Origin of the sequence: Peribacillus sp. NPDC096540 (assembly GCF_050278525.1) — a bacterium.
GTDB lineage: Bacteria > Bacillota > Bacilli > Bacillales > DSM-1321 > Peribacillus.
Genome location: NZ_JBNNTG010000014.1, coordinates 1 through 20,624 on the forward strand (window position 1 = coordinate 1; position 20,624 = coordinate 20,624).

17 protein-coding genes are annotated in these 20,624 nt (G+C 36.5%); 10 read left to right on the forward strand and 7 right to left on the reverse strand.

The genetic code is table 11. The features are described 5' to 3' along the window. Positions 1 to 139: 139 nt before the first annotated feature. Positions 140 to 1,759 carry an ABC-F family ATP-binding cassette domain-containing protein gene (locus ACQKMR_RS13635; RefSeq protein WP_427697777.1) on the reverse strand — a complete coding sequence of 540 codons (1,620 nt, stop codon included), beginning with the start codon at positions 1,757 to 1,759 and terminating at the stop codon, positions 140 to 142. 1,208 nt (positions 1,760 to 2,967) lie between these two features. Here ACQKMR_RS13635 and ACQKMR_RS13640 point away from each other — a divergent pair. Further along, positions 2,968 to 5,226, forward strand: coding sequence for a HelD family protein (locus tag ACQKMR_RS13640; protein ID WP_427697778.1), 2,259 nt, complete (start codon positions 2,968 to 2,970; stop codon positions 5,224 to 5,226). Between the two features lie 48 nt (positions 5,227 to 5,274). Here the strand turns inward: ACQKMR_RS13640 and ACQKMR_RS13645 are convergent, their stop codons facing one another. Continuing rightward, a complete protein-coding gene (locus ACQKMR_RS13645; protein WP_427697779.1) occupies positions 5,275 to 5,796 on the reverse strand; it encodes an N-acetyltransferase family protein in 522 nt (173 codons plus the stop codon). Between the two features lie 141 nt (positions 5,797 to 5,937). Between ACQKMR_RS13645 and ACQKMR_RS13650 the strand changes: the two genes are divergently transcribed. Both ACQKMR_RS13650 and ACQKMR_RS13655 read left to right on the forward strand, forming a co-directional pair. Then, positions 5,938 to 6,129 (forward strand): hypothetical protein, encoded by a 192-nt coding sequence (locus ACQKMR_RS13650; protein WP_427697780.1) that lies wholly within the window; start codon positions 5,938 to 5,940, stop codon positions 6,127 to 6,129. Between the two features lie 77 nt (positions 6,130 to 6,206). Then, on the forward strand, positions 6,207 to 6,620 hold the full coding sequence (locus ACQKMR_RS13655; protein WP_427697781.1) for a hypothetical protein: 414 nt from the start codon (positions 6,207 to 6,209) through the stop codon (positions 6,618 to 6,620). 112 nt (positions 6,621 to 6,732) lie between these two features. Here ACQKMR_RS13655 and ACQKMR_RS13660 read toward each other — a convergent pair whose 3' ends face one another. Next, complete coding sequence (locus tag ACQKMR_RS13660; protein WP_427697782.1) at positions 6,733 to 7,926, reverse strand: alanyl-tRNA editing protein; 1,194 nt, start codon at positions 7,924 to 7,926, stop codon at positions 6,733 to 6,735. A 534-nt stretch (positions 7,927 to 8,460) separates the two neighbouring features. On the opposite strand from ACQKMR_RS13660, the gene ACQKMR_RS13665 reads away from it, so the two are divergent. Continuing rightward, complete coding sequence (locus tag ACQKMR_RS13665; protein ID WP_427697783.1) at positions 8,461 to 9,333, forward strand: CvfB family protein; 873 nt, start codon at positions 8,461 to 8,463, stop codon at positions 9,331 to 9,333. Positions 9,334 to 9,381: 48 nt separating this feature from the next. On the opposite strand, the gene ACQKMR_RS13670 is transcribed toward ACQKMR_RS13665, so the two are convergent. From ACQKMR_RS13670 to ACQKMR_RS13680, 3 genes are read right to left on the reverse strand one after another with little or no spacing between them, the layout of a single operon-like run. After that, positions 9,382 to 9,951: a manganese catalase family protein gene (locus ACQKMR_RS13670; protein ID WP_427697784.1), complete on the reverse strand. Its 570-nt coding sequence runs from the start codon at positions 9,949 to 9,951 to the stop codon at positions 9,382 to 9,384. Between the two features lie 12 nt (positions 9,952 to 9,963). After that, positions 9,964 to 10,230, reverse strand: a complete 267-nt coding sequence (locus ACQKMR_RS13675; RefSeq protein WP_427697785.1) for a spore coat protein CotJB — start codon at positions 10,228 to 10,230, stop codon at positions 9,964 to 9,966. Then, positions 10,231 to 10,464 (reverse strand): spore coat associated protein CotJA, encoded by a 234-nt coding sequence (locus tag ACQKMR_RS13680; RefSeq protein WP_427697786.1) that lies wholly within the window; start codon positions 10,462 to 10,464, stop codon positions 10,231 to 10,233. It lies immediately after the preceding gene. Positions 10,465 to 10,719: 255 nt separating this feature from the next. On the opposite strand from ACQKMR_RS13680, the gene ACQKMR_RS13685 reads away from it, so the two are divergent. The 4 genes from ACQKMR_RS13685 (at position 10,720) to ACQKMR_RS13700 (ending at position 15,240) form a co-directional block, all read left to right on the forward strand. Beyond that, entirely contained in the window at positions 10,720 to 11,595 is an 876-nt protein-coding gene (locus ACQKMR_RS13685) for a LysM peptidoglycan-binding domain-containing protein (protein ID WP_427697787.1), read from the forward strand. 145 nt (positions 11,596 to 11,740) lie between these two features. After that, positions 11,741 to 13,861, forward strand: coding sequence for a DNA helicase RecQ (gene recQ / locus ACQKMR_RS13690; protein WP_427697788.1), 2,121 nt, complete (start codon positions 11,741 to 11,743; stop codon positions 13,859 to 13,861). 134 nt (positions 13,862 to 13,995) lie between these two features. Continuing rightward, complete coding sequence (locus ACQKMR_RS13695) at positions 13,996 to 14,202, forward strand: cold-inducible protein YdjO-related protein (protein WP_053346482.1); 207 nt, start codon at positions 13,996 to 13,998, stop codon at positions 14,200 to 14,202. Between the two features lie 843 nt (positions 14,203 to 15,045). Further along, positions 15,046 to 15,240, forward strand: a complete 195-nt coding sequence (locus ACQKMR_RS13700) for a cold-shock protein (RefSeq protein WP_053346481.1) — start codon at positions 15,046 to 15,048, stop codon at positions 15,238 to 15,240. 106 nt (positions 15,241 to 15,346) lie between these two features. Here the strand turns inward: ACQKMR_RS13700 and ACQKMR_RS13705 are convergent, their stop codons facing one another. After that, on the reverse strand, positions 15,347 to 16,255 hold the full coding sequence (locus tag ACQKMR_RS13705) for a YitT family protein (RefSeq protein ID WP_427697789.1): 909 nt from the start codon (positions 16,253 to 16,255) through the stop codon (positions 15,347 to 15,349). A 387-nt stretch (positions 16,256 to 16,642) separates the two neighbouring features. Between ACQKMR_RS13705 and ACQKMR_RS13710 the strand changes: the two genes are divergently transcribed. Together ACQKMR_RS13710 and ACQKMR_RS13715 are read left to right on the forward strand one after the other, a co-directional pair. Further along, positions 16,643 to 18,814 carry a PAS domain S-box protein gene (locus tag ACQKMR_RS13710; RefSeq protein ID WP_427697790.1) on the forward strand — a complete coding sequence of 724 codons (2,172 nt, stop codon included), beginning with the start codon at positions 16,643 to 16,645 and terminating at the stop codon, positions 18,812 to 18,814. Between the two features lie 80 nt (positions 18,815 to 18,894). After that, the gene (locus tag ACQKMR_RS13715) at positions 18,895 to 20,076 is read left to right on the forward strand and encodes an MFS transporter (protein WP_427697791.1); all 1,182 of its coding nucleotides are present in this window, start codon (positions 18,895 to 18,897) and stop codon (positions 20,074 to 20,076) included. The last annotated feature ends 548 nt before the right edge of the window (positions 20,077 to 20,624 follow it).

Genomic DNA, 20,624 nt, shown 5'->3' on the forward strand with positions numbered 1-20,624 from the left:
GAGACCCAATTCCTTAATATTGAGCAAAATTCAAAGGAAATTTCAAAAGGGGTTCGGAATGTTTTAATTCCGAACCCCTTTTGTCTACAAACTGAACAGCACATCCATTATAAAAGGATGTGCTGTTTTCATTAATCCATTATTTGTACATTTCAGCAACTTGTTTTTGCAATTGAGTATTTTCAAGATACTCATCGTAACTAATTTGCTTATCGATAGTACCTTTTGGTGTAAGTTCAATAATTCGGTTTGCTACCGTTTGAATAAATTGATGATCATGAGAAGAGAAAATCATAGACCCTTTAAAGCTGATTAATCCATTATTCAATGCCGTAATTGACTCTAAGTCAAGATGGTTAGTCGGTTCGTCAAGCATTAGAACGTTTGAACCGCTTAGCATCATTTTAGAAAGCATACAGCGGACTTTTTCGCCCCCTGAAAGAACACTTGCCTTTTTCGTAACTTCATCACCAGAGAATAACATTCTGCCCAGGAATCCGCGAAGGAAGCTTTCACTCTGATCATTAGGAGAATATTGACGCAGCCAATCGACAAGTGTTAAATCAACACCATCAAAGAATTCAGCGTTATCTTTAGGGAAGTATGCCTGAGAAGTCGTAACACCCCATTTGAAAGATCCGCTATCCGGCTCTATTTCACCTGCTAAGATCTTGAACATGGTGGTTTTTGCAATTTCATCTTTGCCGACAAAAGCAATTTTGTCACCTTTATTCATCGTGAAGCTGACGTTTTCCAATATTTTAATACCATCGATTGTTTTTGTAATTCCATCTACACGAAGCAGGTCGTTTCCGATTTCACGCTCCGGTGTAAAGCCAACGTATGGATAGCGGCGGGAAGAAGGTTGAATATCATCTAAGCTAATTTTATCCAATAATTTCTTACGGGAAGTTGCCTGACTCGATTTAGATGCATTTGCACTGAACCGGGCGATGAAATTTTGAAGTTCTTTGATTTTTTCTTCTTTTTTCTTATTGGCATCTTGTGTTAATTTAAGAGCAAGCTGGCTTGATTCATACCAGAAGTCATAGTTACCAATATAAACTTTGATTTTACCGAAATCAAGATCCGCGATATGCGTACATACTTTGTTAAGGAAGTAACGATCATGGGAAACTACGATAACTGTGTTTTCAAAGTTGATTAAGAACTCTTCCAGCCATTTAATTGCTTTTAAATCTAAGTGGTTGGTAGGCTCATCGAGTAAAAGAACGTCTGGTTTTCCGAATAGTGCTTGAGCAAGCAATACTTTAACTTTGTCGCCACCGTTTAACTCAGCCATTTTCTTAGTGTGAAGGTCCTCTGTAATACCAAGACCTTTCAAAAGGATCGAAGCTTCAGGTTCAGCTTCCCAACCGTTTAATTCGGCAAATTCACCTTCAAGTTCGGCTGCTTTCATTCCGTCTTCATCAGTGAAGTTTTCTTTCATATAGATTGCATCTTTTTCTTGCATGACTTCATATAATCTTTCATGCCCCATAATAACTACTTTAAGAACCTCTTCTTCTTCATAAGCGAAGTGATCTTGTTTTAAAACGGCTAGGCGTTCGCCAGGCCCCATATGAACATCACCGGATTGTGCTTCAATTTCACCGGAAAGAATTTTTAAGAACGTGGATTTACCGGCACCATTTGCCCCAATTAGTCCATAGCAGTTACCAGGCGTGAATTTTATATTAACATCTTCAAACAGTTTACGATCGCCATAGCGTAAACCAACATTATTTACAGTAATCATTTATTTACATTCCTCCAAAACTACGTTTGCATCAACGTTTTTAGCAACTTTTTATTTTTTAAAGACACTGAATAACATGAGCAGAAGTTTACACTTGTATATTTTTAAAACTTTGCCGTCCGTTAGATTGTATCTTATTTCAGAGGAAAATTAAAGTTAGATTAGCAAAAACAAACGGTTAGGGGCAAAAATTTAACGAGCTTTTATGTTTTAGGATATAACTTGAAAATTTCACCAAATATTTTTGACGTACATATATATTTTTCGTCATTCACACACAATTCAATCCACATGGGAAACTCGTAGGGGCTTTTTATTTTATTATGTAGTAGTGGAAGAGATATTTGATGTCGTTATGAGGTTGGATGCTGTCCGAATTATGCATTATAAGTTAATTAAAATGAGATTAATAATTAATCATTTCTAATATGTTTATTCCTTCCACGCAAATAGATTGCTATAGCGCGTTTAACTAAACTGCAGATTAATAAAATCGCTGAGAAATTAGACGTTAAGCTACCACAAATTAATCATACACAGTATAAAGGAGGTTGTTAGGATGAAAAAAATACGTTTTGGTTTCCTAAAATACATAGTAAATTCCAACACAAATGTAAAACCGAACTTAAATGTAAATCTAAATGGGAATTCTAACAATTTTAAAAAAACGTTTCTATTAATCTTATAGTTCACAAAAAAGGTTATTAACCTAGATGGGTGAGTTTGAGGTGAGAATTTAGTATGTAGGCATCCGAATAAACGGGTGCTTTTTTAATAGATTAAACCATAATCGATTCTTTGAAAAAAAAAGCACCTGTCAATCCACATATTCTTTTCAATCTTGTTAAAGAACGACTTAACTGTACATCAGAAAATACCTTTATATCTAACGGCGAAATTTTGTCGTTTCTACATCTCCTGCAAGTAATACAGTAGGAATGGCTGCTCCTAAATAGTGTGAAATTTAAGTTCGTCTTCTTGCTAATAATGGGGAATTTTGTGCCGTCATGAAAGCGGTTTGAAGAGAAGTAAGGAAAGATTTAAACTGGTATATATAGTTTACTCTTCAAATAATAAGCTAATATCCCTGAATTTTTATTAAGTTAGGGGATTTGTCAACCATTGGATTTTCTGATAATATGAATGTCCATTTCATCGTTGTATCGGTATTTTTTCTCCAGTTTAATCAATAAAAAGTAGGAAGGAGGATGGTTCTTTTGGTAAGACATCCTGATTTTGAACAAGAACGTCAGCGGTTGGATTTCACTAAGCGGTATATAGATGTAGTCATCAAAACATCAGAAACCAGCAAAGATCAATTTCAGCGGAATATGCAGGAGGCTTTTGGTGATGCGGATTGGTCGGAGTCGGGCTTATATTCTCAGTTGTTGACGACTGCCAACTTTTTTGAAATGTCTAAATCTGAACTGGAAAGCTTACGCATGGCAAGCAAAAAGCCTTATTTTGCAAGAGTTGATTTCGAACGAAATGATGGTGATCTGGGTGAAGTACTTTATTTCGGAAAAACTTCCCTTTATCAGAGGGAAAGCCAGGAACAGATTATCGTCGATTGGAGATCTCCAATAGCTAATCTTTATTACGAGGGTCGGATTGGTGAAATTGAATATGAAGCAGAAGGGGAGACATTTAGCGGGAACATCACTTTAAAGAGGCAGTTAATGATAGAAGATGGTGAGCTAGAAGAGGTCAGGGATATAGATTTAACAACAACGGATGAATTATTGCAGGAGTCCCTTTCTAAAAGTTCGAGCAATCGTTTAACCGATATCATTACCACAATACAGGAAGAACAAAATAAAATCATTCGTGCTGATTTAAATAAACCAATCATTGTTCAAGGGGCTGCGGGCAGTGGTAAAACAACAATTGCCTTACATAGGATTTCTTATTTTATATACCATTATAAAGACTTGTTTGACCCACGCCAGTTGATGATTCTTGCCCCGAGCCGGGTATTCATTGATTATATTTCAGAAGCATTGCCGGAATTAGGTGTTGAAAAAGTAAAACAATTCACATTCACCGAGTATGTTCAAGTAGCAATCGGAAAGCAACTGAAGATAGTAGCTGATAATAAACTAACAAGTTTGTTGGAAAAGGATGATGAAGAAACAAAAGCGGCGATCTGGATATCTGGATTTAAGGGTTCACCATTATTTAAATTAATCTTGGACGAATATGTGAAGGATATTTTCAGGAGTTTTCATCCGGAAGAAGATTTTTATTGTGACAAGTATCGCCTTTATTCTGCAAAGAAGTTCATTAGGCTACTGGAAGAGGATTATTGGTATTTACCATTATACAGCAGACTCGACAAGCTCAAGTCCATTTTACAAAATGAAGTGAAACTGAAAAAGAAAAAAATGCTTGAACGAGTAACGGATTTTTATGACGTCAAAATTGAAAAGGCCCTCTATAAGAATATTGATCCAGTAATACGCAAGGAATTTGTAACAAAATGTCTCGATAAAAAGGAGGAACGGATCGGACAGATTAAAAAAGCAATCCGTTCCTCTGTAAAAGGCTATTTTAAGCAATTCAAAAATAAAAATCTTCTTCAATACTATCAGGAATTGTACCAAGATCCTGAGCAACTGGCCTCGTACAGTAACGGTAAACTAAGTCGTGAAGATGCATGTGCTTTATGTAATTATAATCAAAAGTTAATTCATGAAAAAAGTTATGAATTAGAGGACTTGGGTGCATTATTATATTTACAGGAGCTACTTTTTGGTGTGGATAAAGACAACAAAGCAAAAAATGTCGTTATAGATGAAGCTCAGGACTATAGCTTCATGCAGTTGCAGGCGCTGAAAACAGCAGCAGATACTGATATGTTCACTCTTGTAGGTGATCTTGCTCAAGGCATCCACTCATACCGGGGACTTCAAACATGGGAAGAGGTCCATCGTCGTATTTTTCCGAGGGCGACATACACTGAACTACAAAAAAGCTATAGAACGACTGTTGAAATAATGAAACAGGCTAATCAAATTCTTCAATTGTTACCATATGATTTCCCAGAAGTTGAGCCTGTCGTCCGCCATGGGACAGAACCAGAATTCATTTCCATCGATAAGGATGAATGGGGAGAAGAGTTGATTAAACTTATCGAAGAATTAAAAGGAGAGGGTTTCAAAACATTTGCCGTTATAGCCAAGACGATGAAAGATTGTAATCTAGCAAACGAGACATTAAGTAGATGTCATAATGGCTTCCATTTAATAGATGAAGCTGGAATTATTCCGAAAGATAAAACGTTAATTGTACCCTCATATCAAGCGAAGGGTCTAGAATTCGATGTAGTCTTTGCGATCTCCCTGGAGGAAATTTATTGTCGGAAGAATGAACTCGATATTAAGCTACTGTATGTAACAATGACAAGACCATTACACCGGCTTTATTTTTTTGGAAGTGAAAAAGAGGATTTCCTTCTGAGGAAATGATAGGAGGGGGATTTTGAATTTAATCTACCTCCTATTGCCTTGATTTTCTTACAAATGCAGAAGAATATCGTGAATGTCTTCCCATCCATAACCGACTTCGATTAACTCAATTCCGGCCATATTAACAGTTTTTTCAGCGATGACATGACCACCGAGAGTTTTGTAAAAACCGCATGAAGGATTATCTTTTAAAGCCCAGATAATTAAATTTTTATGTTCCTTATTCATGAGTTCATCAACCACCGTTTTAATCATTTTTCGACCAATTCCTTGTCGTTGATACTCTTTTAATAAATAGATAGCATATACTTCCCCTTGAATACGGGGGTCATTAGTTTGTTCGGGACCGCCAGCTACAAAACCAATAATTAGTCCTTCGTCATTTTCAGCAACATAGGTGGTATTATGCAGCATCTTTAAATTTCTTAGCCAATTTTTTTTTCTTGTTTCTAGATTCAAAGAAGCCAAATATTGATCCGGCAGGATTCCTTTATACGTCGATTGCCAACTGTTTATATGTACATAGGCTATACCGGTTACATCTTTTTCTGTAGCCTTTCTTATTTTCATTAAAATCACCTTCTTATTTTGTTATTTTTACTAGAATATCATGTAAAAAGTGAATAAGCATTTAATTTATGTTTATAACTACACTAAAAAGGATAAGAAATAATAGAGTGATTCAACCAGATGAAGGGAAGGATGAGAAAGATGAAATTGAAAGTCGGTTTTTATTTTCCGGGGGGCAAAGAAATAGAGCATGAGGTAGAAGGCGATGACTCAACTCAAATGATTTCAAATATTCAAAAACACCGCTATTATAATTTAGTTAAAGGCGATTGTCATTATGTTGTAGATACTGAAAAAGTAGCTTATTTTTCGGTAACTGAAATATTGGATTGATTATTAACCGTATTGGACTTTTGTTCCAATTCGGTTTATTCTTTTTGTTGTAGAGATGACCTTAAAAGGAGTAAACAATGAAAATTAATTTTACGAAAAAACAATATGAAACATTGTTCAAAATGGTTCAGTATGGATATTGGGTTGCTTCCGATATTGAAAATAATAAAGAGTTTAGTGACTTAGAGCAATACCTGAATTCCTATGCAAAAGATTTTGACATGGAAGGAATCCACTTTGTGAAGGAATATGAAATTTATGATTTAAGTCATGAATTGGAAAATGAAATTCATGAAGTTATAGATGAATATGAAGAAGGGGTATTTAGGGACAAGCTTGCGTATCACATGGCAAGAAAAGAGTTTGCAAAGGAATCGAACCTTCGAGAGTATACTCAAGAGGAAGCGTTAAAACGAATTATGGAACTCGAAGAAAAATATCACCTTCATATTGAAGAACGTGGGTTAGAGCATCTAAAGATAGAAGAATAAGGGGTGAAAAGAGAGGGCATTATTTGTCCTCTCTCCTTTATTTTCGGTATTATAACTTCAAGTGAAAATAATCTGAATCCACTATAATGCTTTTTTTAACCACAAAAGCTTTTTATTCATTATGGCCAAATTTTGAGCGAAATTGTTTAGCTGTGAATTCGTAAAAAGCCATTAAATCATTTTGTGAAGCAAACCCCGCTTGCGCAGACTTCTCATTACCCCCGCCTTTACCATTATACGAGCTGAGTGTATCTTTAAAATATTGTCCGCAATGAATGGAGTAGGACCCATTGTGCGCGAGCAGGATTTTTTGTTCCTTACGTGATGCAAATAAAACGAGCACTTTTTCTTTTTGAACCATGTTAGCTGAAAGAAATTGGAGTTCTTTCAATGAGCTTTCTTCGAAAATATAAGATATGAACCCATCGCCATTATCTGCAAGCAGGGAATCAGCAAGGAACTTTGCATGTTCAAGTTTGAGCTTTTCATTTGTCGATGCTAGTTGTTTGTAGTCATCTTCTAGCTTTTCCACCCTGTTGATTATTTCTTCGCGTCCGGTATTAAATTTAGACGATAAAGCTGAAAGAACATTAAGACTATCAGAAAAATCGTTCAGTGCCCTCAATCCGCATTTGAAATAGAGACGCGTATTTTCTTTCTGTTTCTCTGTTTTGAGGATTTTAATTAGGCCAATCTCCCCGGTTTGTTCTACATGCGTTCCACCACAAGGATTATACTCAATCCCTTCTATTTCAACAATACGGATATTCTCTGACACTTTTGGCATTTTGACGACAGGGAGTGCCTGTAATTGTTCATTTGTCACAAAATATGTGAGAAACTTGCGATTCTCATAGATATATTGATTAACCTGCTTTTCAGCAGCTATCGTATGTTCCTCGGTCCATTGGGGCGCGAAAATATCAATAGTTATATTTTCCGTTCCAAGATGAAAACTGACAGTATTCGCATCAAACAGTTCCCGGCAGACAGCCGAGAGTAGATGCTGACCGCTATGCTGTTGCATATGATCGAAGCGGCGTTCCCAATTGAGTTCACAATGAACAAATTCAGAACCTGGCCTGCATTCAAGTTTGTGAAGGATATTTCCATCCTCGCTTTTTGTAACGTTAAGGACAGTGATTCCTTCTATACTGCCTGTATCGGAAGGTTGACCACCCCCTTCTGGATAAAAAGCAGTTTCATCAAGAGTGATGTAATAAAAGCCATTTTCTTCAAAAATCTGCTGGATTTTTGTATCCCATTGAGATGTCTTGGATGATGTGTAATACAATTTTCTAGTCATTAATAATTCCTTTTCCTTTCAGTTGGTCATTAAATTATAACATCGCAAGTCATTTTTATGAAAAAGCAAGGTTTGTGAGATTGGCAAAGGTTTTAATGGTTTGTAGGTCACGGATCCGATCAGTGAAAATCACGCTCTGGATTAAGTTGATTCTAATGTCCATTTATGTAAGTAATAAAGTGAATTTAGTTAATATGGAAAAATACAAAAATAGCTTATTTGGAAACTTTCTGATGTTAGAGTTGGGCGAATCAAAGTTTATTACGACTTAAAAGGTATATCGGAACACTAGCTAAACTATACAAACCCAGTCAATTTACAAAAGTTAGTAGGCATCCTTTGTAGCCATGGAAAAAGAGTTTAAATTTTAATTTTAATTCCTCAAACATCCATGGAAGTTGACAAGGAGCAAAAAAATAAAAAAACGTAATAGGTATACATAACAACAAAAAAATGATAAATTCAAATATGTTGGAAAAATAAATAATTGGGTACAATTGTAGGTAAAGGTAAGTTACAGGAGGATTTTTATACATGCAAAAAATTCAGGCCGGTTTGGCTGTAGAGTTAGAAGTAGAGCGTAAGGCAGATTTCGGTTGGTTCTTGACTGATGGTTCGGAAGATGTCTTACTTCATCATAATGAAATGAATGAAGAAACGGAGCTTGATATTGGTGATGAAGTAACGGTATTTATCTATCATGATAAACAAGCCAGGTTGACAGCAACAATGAAAATTCCTGAAATTCAGATCGATCAGTATGGCTGGGCAGAAGTAGTTAATGTGAAAAAGAAACTTGGGGTCTTTGTTAACATCGGCCTTTCCAAAGATATTCTTGTATCACTGGATGATCTTCCAAACATTGACCATTTATGGCCTGAAGTTGGTGATCGTTTATATGTTTCCCTAAAAACCGATCGTAATGAACGCTTGTTCGGTAAACTTGCAACAGAAGATGTAATCCAGGAGATTGCTGTTAAAGCTCCTTTAAAAGGAGTCCGTAACACGACCGTGAAAGGGAATGTCTATCGTTTGCTAATGGTTGGTTCTTTCTTTGTTTCACAAGAAGGGTATCGCTGCTTTATTCATGAAAGTGAGCGGAAGCAGGAGCCCCGCCTAGGAGAATTAGTTGAAGGGCGTGTCATTGACAGTAAAGAAGATGGCACCCTCAATGTTTCTTTATTTCCCTTTAAGCAAGATTTAATGGGGGAAGATGCTGATGTCATCTTCAATTATTTAATGAATCGTGGCGGTGCGATGCCTTATGGCGATAAGACTCCACCTGATGATATCCAGTTTCACTTCGGATTAAGTAAGGGAGCATTCAAACGTGCTCTGGGGAAACTAATGAAAGAAGAGAAGATTTATCAGGAAGATGGATGGACCTATTCTTCAGACCGTAAATGACAAAAAGGCAGCGGAAGCTTTTCCGTTGCCTTTTCTATTTGAATTTTATTAAAAAAACTTTTTTTTCCCTTTGTCCTCTTTTAGGATTTCTACAGCTTCTCTGAACCTCATGGAATGTACAATCTCTCTTTCCCTTAAAAATCTTAGTGAATCATTGATATCCGGGTCATCTGAGATGTCAATCAACCATTGATAGGTTGCACGAGCTTTCTCTTCAGCGGCAATATCTTCATATAAATCAGCAATAGGATCGCCCTTAGCTTGGATGTATGTGGCTGTCCATGGATCGCCTGCTGCATTTTGATAGAAAAGGGCACCATCACGATTCGCATAATGTTCGCCAAGACCTGCTGCAACCATCTGCTGTGGTGTGGCGTCCTTAGTAAGCTTATAAACCATGGTGGCAATCATTTCCAGGTGTGCGAATTCTTCAGTTCCGATATCCGTAAGTAATCCGATGACTTTATCGGGTATTGTATAGCGTTGATTTAAGTATCGGAGTGCGGCAGCCAACTCACCATCAGCACCCCCATATTGTTCTATTAAATATTTTGCCAGTCTTGGGTTACAGTTGCTAACCCTCACTGGGTATTGCAGCTTCTTTTCATAAACCCACATAGATATCTCTCCTTATACCTGCCAGGGCCAAGGGCCTTGGCCCCATTCCCATTTATTTTCCCCTCCAGGACTATTTCCGAATCCCAGTAATGGTCCATATTTAGGCTCAAATACTGCCTTCAATTGTTTGGAGTATTGATGGAATTGATTGAATTGCTGAAGAGCCTCTTGGTCATTAGGATGGGTGTCCAAATAGTGGGTCAGCTCGACAAGTACGAAATCGGCAGCCTGTATTTGCTCAAGCAGCTGATAATATTCATCATCCAGTTTCCTATTCATTTAAGTCTCCCTTTCGCGATAAGGATTATCATAAAAATCGTAAAAGAATTTCCAAAGTGTTCCGTATCTCAAGGCTTCTTCTGGTGTGAATTGTTCTAGATTAGGCGGTTGGAAATTTATATACAATTGGGGAGGTGTCCTGTAATACTTTCTTCCAATAGGTGGACAGGGGTCGAATTTGCTATGAAATGGTTTATAGGACTTGATTAGGGTAAAAGTCTTTTCTCTTGTCAAAGAAAATACCTCCTTTTTAAAGATATTCCCTTTAATAATTATGCCTGGATAAAAAAAATATGACCCAAAAGGGTAGGATAATCAGTTGAAAAGGCTTCTATATTTATTTAATATTCGAAGCACTTGTTATCATCTCGTTATCTTACTGTGATGTTTGTCATCTATTCTTTATCTGTTTGTTCTTTGTATAGAAAATAACTATGGTAATATTGAAAACATTAGCTTATGAAGAAGCTCACAAGGAGGTAACAACATATGAAAAAATCAATCTTATCGTTAGCGGCAGCGGCTGCAATATCCGGTGCATTCACCATTCCGGTACAAGCAGAAGATGTCAATGTGAAAGATGGAGACACATTATGGGGGATATCTCAAACATATAAAGTATCAATAGAAGATATTAAGGATTGGAACCATTTGTCTTCAGACACGATTTATTCAGGAGAAACATTACATATTTCTCAAGAAAAGCATTATACGGTCAAGTCCGGGGACACGTTATGGGAAATTGCAGTCAAATATCATGTATCAGTAAATGACCTTAAATCTTGGAACGGTTTAAATTCAGATACAATCCATCCGAAACAGGAACTAGTTATTAAACCTGCGACAAACAAAAATGAGGCAGCGAGCGTAAAACCTGAACAGAATTCTGTACAAGCAGCGCCAGCTGAGCAAGCAAAGCCAGCAGTACCGGCTGGGCAAGCAAAACCAGCAGCACCAGCTGAGCAAGCAAAACCAGCAGCACCAGCTGAGCAAGCAAAACCAGCAGCACCTGCTGAAAAAGCAGAAAAAGAAAAAATAGTATCTAAAAGTGAATCTACAAATCAATCAGGCATAGAAAAAGAGATTACTGTAAGAGCGACTGCATACACTGCTAATTGTCAAGGTTGTAGCGGCACTACAGCTACTGGAATCGACTTAAAAGCAAATCCGGGTGCAAAAGTTATATCTGTAGACCCATCAGTTATCCCACTTGGATCAAAAGTTTATGTGGAGGGTTATGGCTACGCAACAGCGGCTGATACAGGCAGTGCCATAAAAGGAAATAAAGTAGACATCTTTATTCCTAATGAGAAGGACGCTATGAATTGGGGCGTTAAAAACGTTAAATTACAAATCTTAAATTAATTTAGTCATGCAAAACATGTTTATATATAACAAAAGTAGGCACAGAGTTTTCCTGTGTCTCCTTTTTTTGTTCTTTTGGTTCACGGAAAAAGCAGGTACAATGAAAGTAATAAATCCTTACAAGTTAAATAGGAGGAGTAGTACATTGATAGAAAAAGCACGTGATTATTTACAAAAGTATTTTGGATATGAGTCATTCCGAACCGGTCAGGAACAGATTATTGAACAAGTGTTAGGTGGAATAAATACAGCAGGAATCATGCCAACTGGCGGAGGTAAATCAATATGCTATCAGATTCCAGCTCTTCTATTGTCTGGCGTAACACTCGTCATATCCCCACTTATTTCCTTGATGAAGGACCAAGTAGATGCCCTCGAACAAAATGGTATAGATGCCACATTACTTAACAGCTCTATTTCAGGGATAGAAGCTTCCAATAGAATGAACGATATTAAGCAGGGAAGGTATAAGCTTGTTTATGTGGCTCCCGAAAGGTTGGAAAACCCTGCTTTTCAGCGGGAACTGGCTAACGTTGATATATCATTGGTGGCCATTGATGAAGCTCACTGTATCTCGCAATGGGGTCATGATTTCAGACCAAGCTATTTAAAAATCAAAACCCTGTTGAAAGAAATGCCCTCAGCTCCGACTGTCCTAGCATTAACTGCGACAGCAACTCCACATGTGACGGAGGACATTTGTCAGTCGCTTGGAATATCTGGACAACATACAATATCAACCGGATTTGCAAGAGATAATTTGTTTTTTTCCGTCGTCAAGGAAGAGAATCGCGGACGGTTTTTAATGCGCTATATTGAAAAAAACAAAAATGAGTCGGGTATCATATATGCAGCAACGAGGAAAGAAGTCGATTCATTGTACGCCAAGCTTAATAAAGCTGGCATCAAAACAGGCCGATATCACGCAGGCATGAATGAACAAGACCGTTCGGAACAGCAGGAGCAATTTATTATTGATGATGTTCCATTGATGGTAGCGACATCAGCTTTTGGAATGGGTATTGACAAGTCGAATGTTCGTTACGTCATTCATTATCAAACCCCAAAGAATATGGAGAGCTATTATCAAGAAGCAGGTCGTGCAGGTCGAGATGGTTTGGATAGCGAATGTATTCTTTTATACTCCCCTCAAGATATACAGATACAACGCTTCTTAATCGATCAATCGAACCCTTCGCAAGAGTGGCAGGCTCAAGAACTGAAGAAATTGAATAGAATGAAGGATTATTGCTTTACTGAAGGTTGTTTACAAGCCTATATTCTTCAATACTTTGGAGAAGGGGATCCTGAAGATTGCGGCCACTGTGAAAACTGTACAGATAAACGTGACTCAGTTGAAGTTACGACTCAGGCACAGATGGTTCTTTCGTGTATGTTACGAATGGGTGAAAGATTTGGCAAAACGATGATTAGTCAGGTACTCACCGGTTCACGGAATAAGAAAATTGAAGAGTTTGGGTTTCAGAAGCTTTCAACTTATGGAATTATCAATAATCAATCGGCAAAGGATGTTGCAGACTTCATTGATTTCCTGACTGCTAAACAGTATATCGAAATGACAGGTGGGCAATATCCAGTTCTTAAAGTAACCAATGCTGGCAGGGAAGTGCTTTTAGGACAGAAAAAAGTCCTTCGAAAAGAAATAAAACAAATAAGCAGCATTAGTATTGATCATGGATTGTTCGAAGAATTGAGACATTTAAGAAAAGAAATCGCAAGCAAGGAAAATGTACCGCCTTTCATTATTTTTTCCGATGCATCCTTGAAAGATATGGCAGCAAAACTGCCGAGTAAAGAACAGGAATTCCTTGAAGTTAAAGGGGTGGGCACTCAGAAATTCGACCGCTATGGAGCAGTGTTCTTAGAAGTGATTTCTCATTACTTACAAGCACATCCTGAAATAAAAATGAATACAATGGTTAAAAAAGAGACAACAAAGAGATCCACAGTACCATCTCATCTAGAGAGCTACCGTTTCTATCAGGAAGGCAAATCCCTCAAAGAAATTGCGACATTAAGAGGACTGTCTTCCATCTCCATTGAAAATCATTTATTAAAGTGTGCAGAAGAACGTTTGGAGATCAAGTGGGAAGAGTTTTTCTTAGGTGAGGAGTATGACCTTGTATTGGAAACAGCCAAACAATTGGATACTGAAAAACTTAAACCATTGAAAGAAGCCCTTCCTGACCATTTTTCATACTTTATGATTAAAGCAATCATGGTAAAAGCAGGATTAGAAAACTAATAGAATAAGGTTTTTGGATAATTTTTTCATTGGATAAATAAGAATTTGATTTGATGCGTATACTAGGAATGAAAAAAGGTGAAAAACTCAGTGCCTTTAATCAGAATCTTTATATAAAAAAGAGGAGGTTGCTCATGTATTTTGGTAAAAAGAATTCAGAGGAACCAGAAATCATTATGGAAGATACAATTGTATATGCATGCGGATCGGCAGATTGTAATGGATGGATGAGGAAAGATTTTGCCTCTGAAAACTATGATTGTCCAATGTGCGGCAGTCAATTAGTTGAAGAAGTAAGGGAACTGCCAAAAATCGAAAATGAATATAATGCGTTTAAATAAAAGAGGTGAAATATTGCCTCTTTTATTTTATATTTTGTAGAATGACGATCTTTACGGTGTTCTGTTTTAGTCGCATCCTTTACATATAAAATCATATGTGGTATGATAAAGATTCAGTGTTATTAAGAGTACACACTGGAGGGTAATTTAAAGTAACATTTTTATTAATAAAATATTTTTCATCATGTTTATGATGGAGTAGAATCAAGTTAAACACATCTAGAAAAAGAAATACATCTAATCACCAAGTATTTTCCTCGATCCATTTTGTTCTTCATTAACTTACTTCTATGTACCATTTATCTTTTGGAATTTAAGTTTCCCAATTGGAATTACGGACGGTTTTAATTAATAAACATGTACTTACAAGCTTTCACCTGATTCTCGCAGGCACGGTCTAGGAACCGTATGGATGGGAGAGAGGCAGGGCTTTCATTGTTTTAGGTTTTGGCACTAAAATTACTCTCATGCTTAATTCGGATTCAAATCATTCGAATGAGCAGGAAGAATCATGAGAAATTGATTCTTCAATAACACAGTCTTGATTGCCTTTGGGAAATCAGAGACTGTGTTTCATGATTATCTGGTATATGGATACGGGGAATAATGGCTTTCATTTCTCTTTAAGTAGCTTTACTCAATTATAATATGCATATGTATGATATAATGGTATATGGGATATTAAAAATTCATGGTTGTGATCTCAAGTTCCTTTTACTCAATGAGTTTGAGTGAAAGAACTCACAATTATTTAGATTAATCGCCATCTATTCTTCTTTTATCTTTATGGCTTGGGATCTGTTATGCAGGACGGAGTCAATTCAATTCTAAGGAGTGAGATACATGTATAGAAGAAATAATACGGAAGAAATCATTCCTGAAGAAACAAAGGTGTGGGAATGTACATCAGAGGATTGTAAAGGCTGGATCCGCGATAACTTTACAAGTAATGATGAGCACGTTTGTCCACTATGTGGCAGCGAAATGAAACCCGGCACTAGAATGCTTCAAGCAATCAACAATCCAAGAAATTATTAAGTCTTTATAAAAAAAGCTGAAGGGGGATTCCCCTTCAGCTTTTTTTATCTTTTTGCCTATTTAAGTAGATGTAGCAAAAAGCCAGAAAAATGATAGATAAGAAAAATTAGTGAATATCCTTTTTCTTGAACCGTCCCCCGCGAACCTCAGCAATATCTCCGACTGCAAGGAAGGCAGATGGATCAAAGCTTTTGACTATATCTTTAAGTTTTGCTTCCTCAAGGCGATTAATTACACAAAAGATAACCTTTTTATCATCTCCTGAATAAGCACCTTCGCCAGCTAAAAAGGTCACACCTCGACCAAGACGACTCATAATTGCATCACCGATGTCTCCAAATTCATCGCTGATAATCCAAACAAATTTAGATTCATCCAACCCAGCGATAACAATATCCATCGTTTTATAAGCTACGAAATAAGCTATAATCGAATACATGGCACGGTCCCATGAAAAAACAAAACCAGCACTGCCAAGGATGAATAAATTAAAGAACATGACAATCTCTCCAACAGAAAAAGGAAGCTTCTTGCTAGCTAGAATTGCTAGAATTTCTGTACCATCTAGAGAGCCGCCATATCTAATAACCATTCCAACACCAATTCCAAGAATCATTCCGCCAAATGCGGAAGCAAGGAGGATATCTTGAGTGAAAGCTGGTACGTGGTGAAGCAATGTAGTGGTTATGGAAAGGACTAAAATCCCATATAGAGTAGATAAAGCGAAGGTTTTTCCAATTTGTTTATAACCAATAAAAAAGAAAGGAAGATTCAGAACAAAAAGAAAGATACCGAGCTTCCAGCCCGTGATATAAGATAACATAATAGATATACCTGTAATACCACCGTCTATTACATTATTTGGTACTAAAAAAATCTCAAGGCCGACAGCCATTAAAACAGCACCGATTGTAATTAAAAGACCTCTCTGTAATATTTGCCTTAATGTTAATTTTTTATGCTGGGTCTTCTTTTGCATAATTTCTGTTGTAGTTGTGTTTGCCAAGTCTGACATTATCATGCCCCCACTCCTTCTATATATATGTACTATTTAATTATAAACCTTTAGGTATAATTAAATAAAGAAATTAACATTCTTAATTAAATATACTTTTCAAATAATAACCAGTGTAATTGTGTATTTAATTGTTTCATGCAATGAAGAAGTCGTATATGAATGCTTGTCACTTAACAAGCCTTTTCTATTTTACTCTATACAAAAGAATAGTATTTCTCATTTTACTGCATTTATAAAAAAAACTTCTCTTTTTCTTTAGAAAAAGAATGAGAAGGAAGATAATATATGTAAACAGATAGGTATTAAGAAATAAAAGTCTTTGAGGTACAACAAATTTCCATTACAATATAGGTGAATAGAATGACAGAGGTGGAAATGTAAACAATGGAACTTTCAATTGTATCATCTAATCCAATCCTTTTTATGATTGCCGTACTTTTAATATTTATGGCATGTTACACGGCGTTAGATTTACTAACAACATTAATTACAATAGTAAAATACAAACGTCTTTTGTATATAGGGAGCATTTGCTCTATGGGAGTGGCTATCTGGACGCTTAATTTTGTGGTCATATTTACTTTTGAGAATGCGGGAATGGCAGCGTATAATTTTGCTTCGATAATGCTCTCATTAGCAATAGGGGTAGCTCTCGCAGGGGTAGGATTATTAGCTATTTCATATAAACAACAGTTACTACAAATTATTTTTTGCAGTTTTATGTTTACGATGGCGATATTGTCGAATTATATAATGGGCATGTTTGCTTTAAACAACTCTGTGCAATTTAACCCTTTGTTACTTGTTATTACGCTACTCATTATTTTTAGCTTTTTTTTAATCTCGCTGTTAGTCTTATTTTATATAAATAAAGTAAGTCAATCTTCCCTAAAGCCAATCAGTACTCTGATTATGAGTGCGGCAATCATCGAAGGGTATTTTCTTTTTTTAAGAGTGTTTCCGCTTACTGGAGAAAAGGAGAATAATGAATTTGTTCAACTTAGCCCATTTATTTTATATCTAGTCTGTTTTGTTTCACTATTTATCCTTGCCAGTCTAATTGGTTCTAGCACGATTGTTGGACGGCGTTTGGCAAAGAGTGATAGCACAGTGAGGGATATCCGTTATGCCTTGGATCAATCTTCTATTGTGGCTATAACAGATGCTGAAGGAATCATTACTTATGTTAACGAAAAATTTATAGAAATCTCACAATATGAAGAACATGAACTGATTGGAAAAAGTCATTCTATCATTAATTCGGGTTATCATCCTCAAGAATTTTTCGCTGACCTTTGGTGCACAATCAAACAAGGAAAAACGTGGAATGGGGAAATTTGTAATCAGGCAAAAGATGGCGAGATTTATTGGGTGGATACTACAATCGTACCATTTATGAAAAAGGGAAAACCATATCAATATATTTCTATTCGTTCGGATATTTCCCGTAGAAAAAGAGCTGAAAGCGACCTAAGGGTCTCAATTAAGGAATTAGAGGATATGTATTATGCTATTAACCAATCATCCATAGTGGCGATTACCGATAATAAAGGGGTCATTGTCGATGTAAATGATAAATTCTCAGAAGTTTCCGGGTACAAGAGAAGTGAGTTAATCGGTCATACTCACCAATTGGTTAATTCCGGATATCACTCAAAGGAATTCTTCGATGATATGTGGAAGACCATCCATAATCGGAAAGTATGGAATGGTGAAATTAGAAATAGAGCGAAAGATGGCAGTTATTATTGGGTGGATACAACTATCGTTCCATTTTACACTGTGGAAGGAAAGCCATTTCAGTTTTTGACTCTTCGGTATGATATAACAGAGCGAAAACAAACAGAAGAGATGCTTCATCGACAAGATAAACTGGCTGCAGTCGGGCAGCTTGCTGCTGGTGTTGCACATGAAATTCGGAACCCTCTTACCTCAATGAAAGGGTATACTGAATACTTACAATTAGATGAAAAAGATGAAAATAGACTTGAGTACTTGGGAATTATTATGGATGAAATCAACCGTGTAAATGAGATAGTTGAAGAATTCTTAGAACTGGCCAAACCACAGTCCCTGATTTTGGAAACGAAGAATATAGTTCCAATTATTCAAAATGTTTTATCTCTAACAGAGTTTGATGCAAGGAAGAAGAATGTTACTCTCTTCTTTGATTGTTATCACGAGGAAATTCTAATTAGATGTGATGAGAATCGTTTAAAACAAGTCTTATTGAACTTTGTAATAAATGGGATAGAAGCAATGCCTGACGGGGGAGAAATAAAAGTCGTTACAGAACTTAAAGAAGAGAAAGTGCATATCTCCATAATCGACACGGGAGTTGGAATGCTACCCGAGCAGCTGAGGAAGATTGGAGAACCATTTTTCACGACGAAAAAATCAGGTAATGGTTTAGGACTTATGATCAGCTTTAAAATCATTGAAAGCCACCTAGGGCGAGTATTTGTAGAAAGCGAAGTTAACAAAGGTACTGTTTTTAATATTGTGCTTCCTATTGAAATGGTAAAGGATTTTTCCAATGATGGAATTGACAAATAAGTGGGGCTTGTATAATTTCTGCTATTTGATGCATGTATATGATAATTTTGAAGAAGATGACCGCATGGGGGATACTGGATTTGGAAAAACAAAAGCAAGCTAATATCTTAAGTTTGAAGATTTTTTATCTTTTTTCGTTTTTTGCTGTGGGAAGTTTAACACCGCTCTTAAGTGTTTATTTAGCAAATGAGGCAGGGCTAAATGGAATTGAAATAGGTACAATTATGTCTGTCGGGCCAATAGTAATGATCGTTTTTCAGCCAATTTGGGGTATTGTCTGTGATTGGAGCGGAAAACCTGCTAAAATTCTTGCAATGACATCGTTGCTCGCTGGTTTTTTTGGCTTAGGATACTTGCTTTTCGAACCATATTTACTTTTAGTATCTGTCGCAGTGGTATTGGCAATCTTTCAAAGTGCCATTATACCGGTTTCAGATAGCATAACCCTTCAATATACAACAAGAATCAAATCGAATTATGGAAAAATACGTTTATTCGGTTCGCTTGGTTTTGGTGTGGCTGTTTTTGTAATGGGAAAGTTTTCAGAATCATTTATTGGCCCTTCAGTTATATTTTACGCCTTTTTTATCGGCCTATTTGTCGCGGCTCTACTAGCTTTACGCTTGCCTGAAGAGCCTCCTCAAGAAAAGGCAAAACTTTTCGATGGGATGAAAGAACTGTTTACAATGAAACGTTTTCTTATCTTTCTTGCTTTAACCTTTCTGATCTTCGGCCCTAACCTTGCCAATAATGTCTATTATGGACTATTTGTCGAGGCAAGAGGCGGGACATATACAGGAATTGGAATTGCATTTCTGCTAGCTGTATTATCGGAAATACCATTTATGAGATTAGCCGGCAGCTGGATAAATAAATTAGGCCTGCTGCCAATCACGTTATTGGCCGGAACCGCTTCGTTGGTTCGTTGGTTGTTTTATTTTACGGAACCAAGTTTGGCAATAGTGTATGTAACTTCCATTATCCAAGGTTTTTCATTGGGCTTATTCATTCCTGCAGCTTTACAATATATTCGAGAAGTCGTCCCACCTCATATAACAGTTACTGCAGTAACACTTTATTCTGCTATAGGTAATGGGTTAGGAAACTGGTTCAGTACCTTTAGCGGCGGAATAATCTTGGATAAATCAGGGATTTATATGGTGTACTTATTTTATAGTTTGCTCACACTCATGGGGATGGTGCTCACAGTGTGGCTCATGAAGCTTGAGAAAGTAACTGGAAGAACGAAAACCAGTTTTTGAAAAAATAATTTAGGTCAGCAGTATGAAGGTGTTTTTTTTATTGTGTTAAAAGGAATAGAACTATTCGCTATAGAGAATAGTTATTTTCAATGGGATATAAAAAATTTAGTATTTTACTGAAAATCCACTAGAGAATTTAATGAATAATGGTGAATTTTATTCAGCGTCTGCTGTAGACAAGAAATAAAGAAAAAGCAAATCGGGACAAAAGTACTTCCTTTAGTTTCTTATTTCTAGGCCTTTTCGCAGCTAAAGTATTAAAATTTCCATATGAAGATCAAAAAGCGATTTCTATTGAAGTGGGCATGCAAAATTCAGGTTTAGGTGCTTCGTTTCCACTGCTCATTTTTGATCCCTTGCACAGTTCATAGTACTATCAATGTCAGGCATATTATTTCCAGACCCTTGCTTGCAACCTATTGGTCAAAAAGAGCAGAGACAATCAAAGAAAATGTACAGGCTAAACAGGAATCAATAAAGCAATAAATCGGTTTATGACAGAAAGGGATGACCCTTTCTGTCTTTTTCATTTTTGTTTGACTTGTATA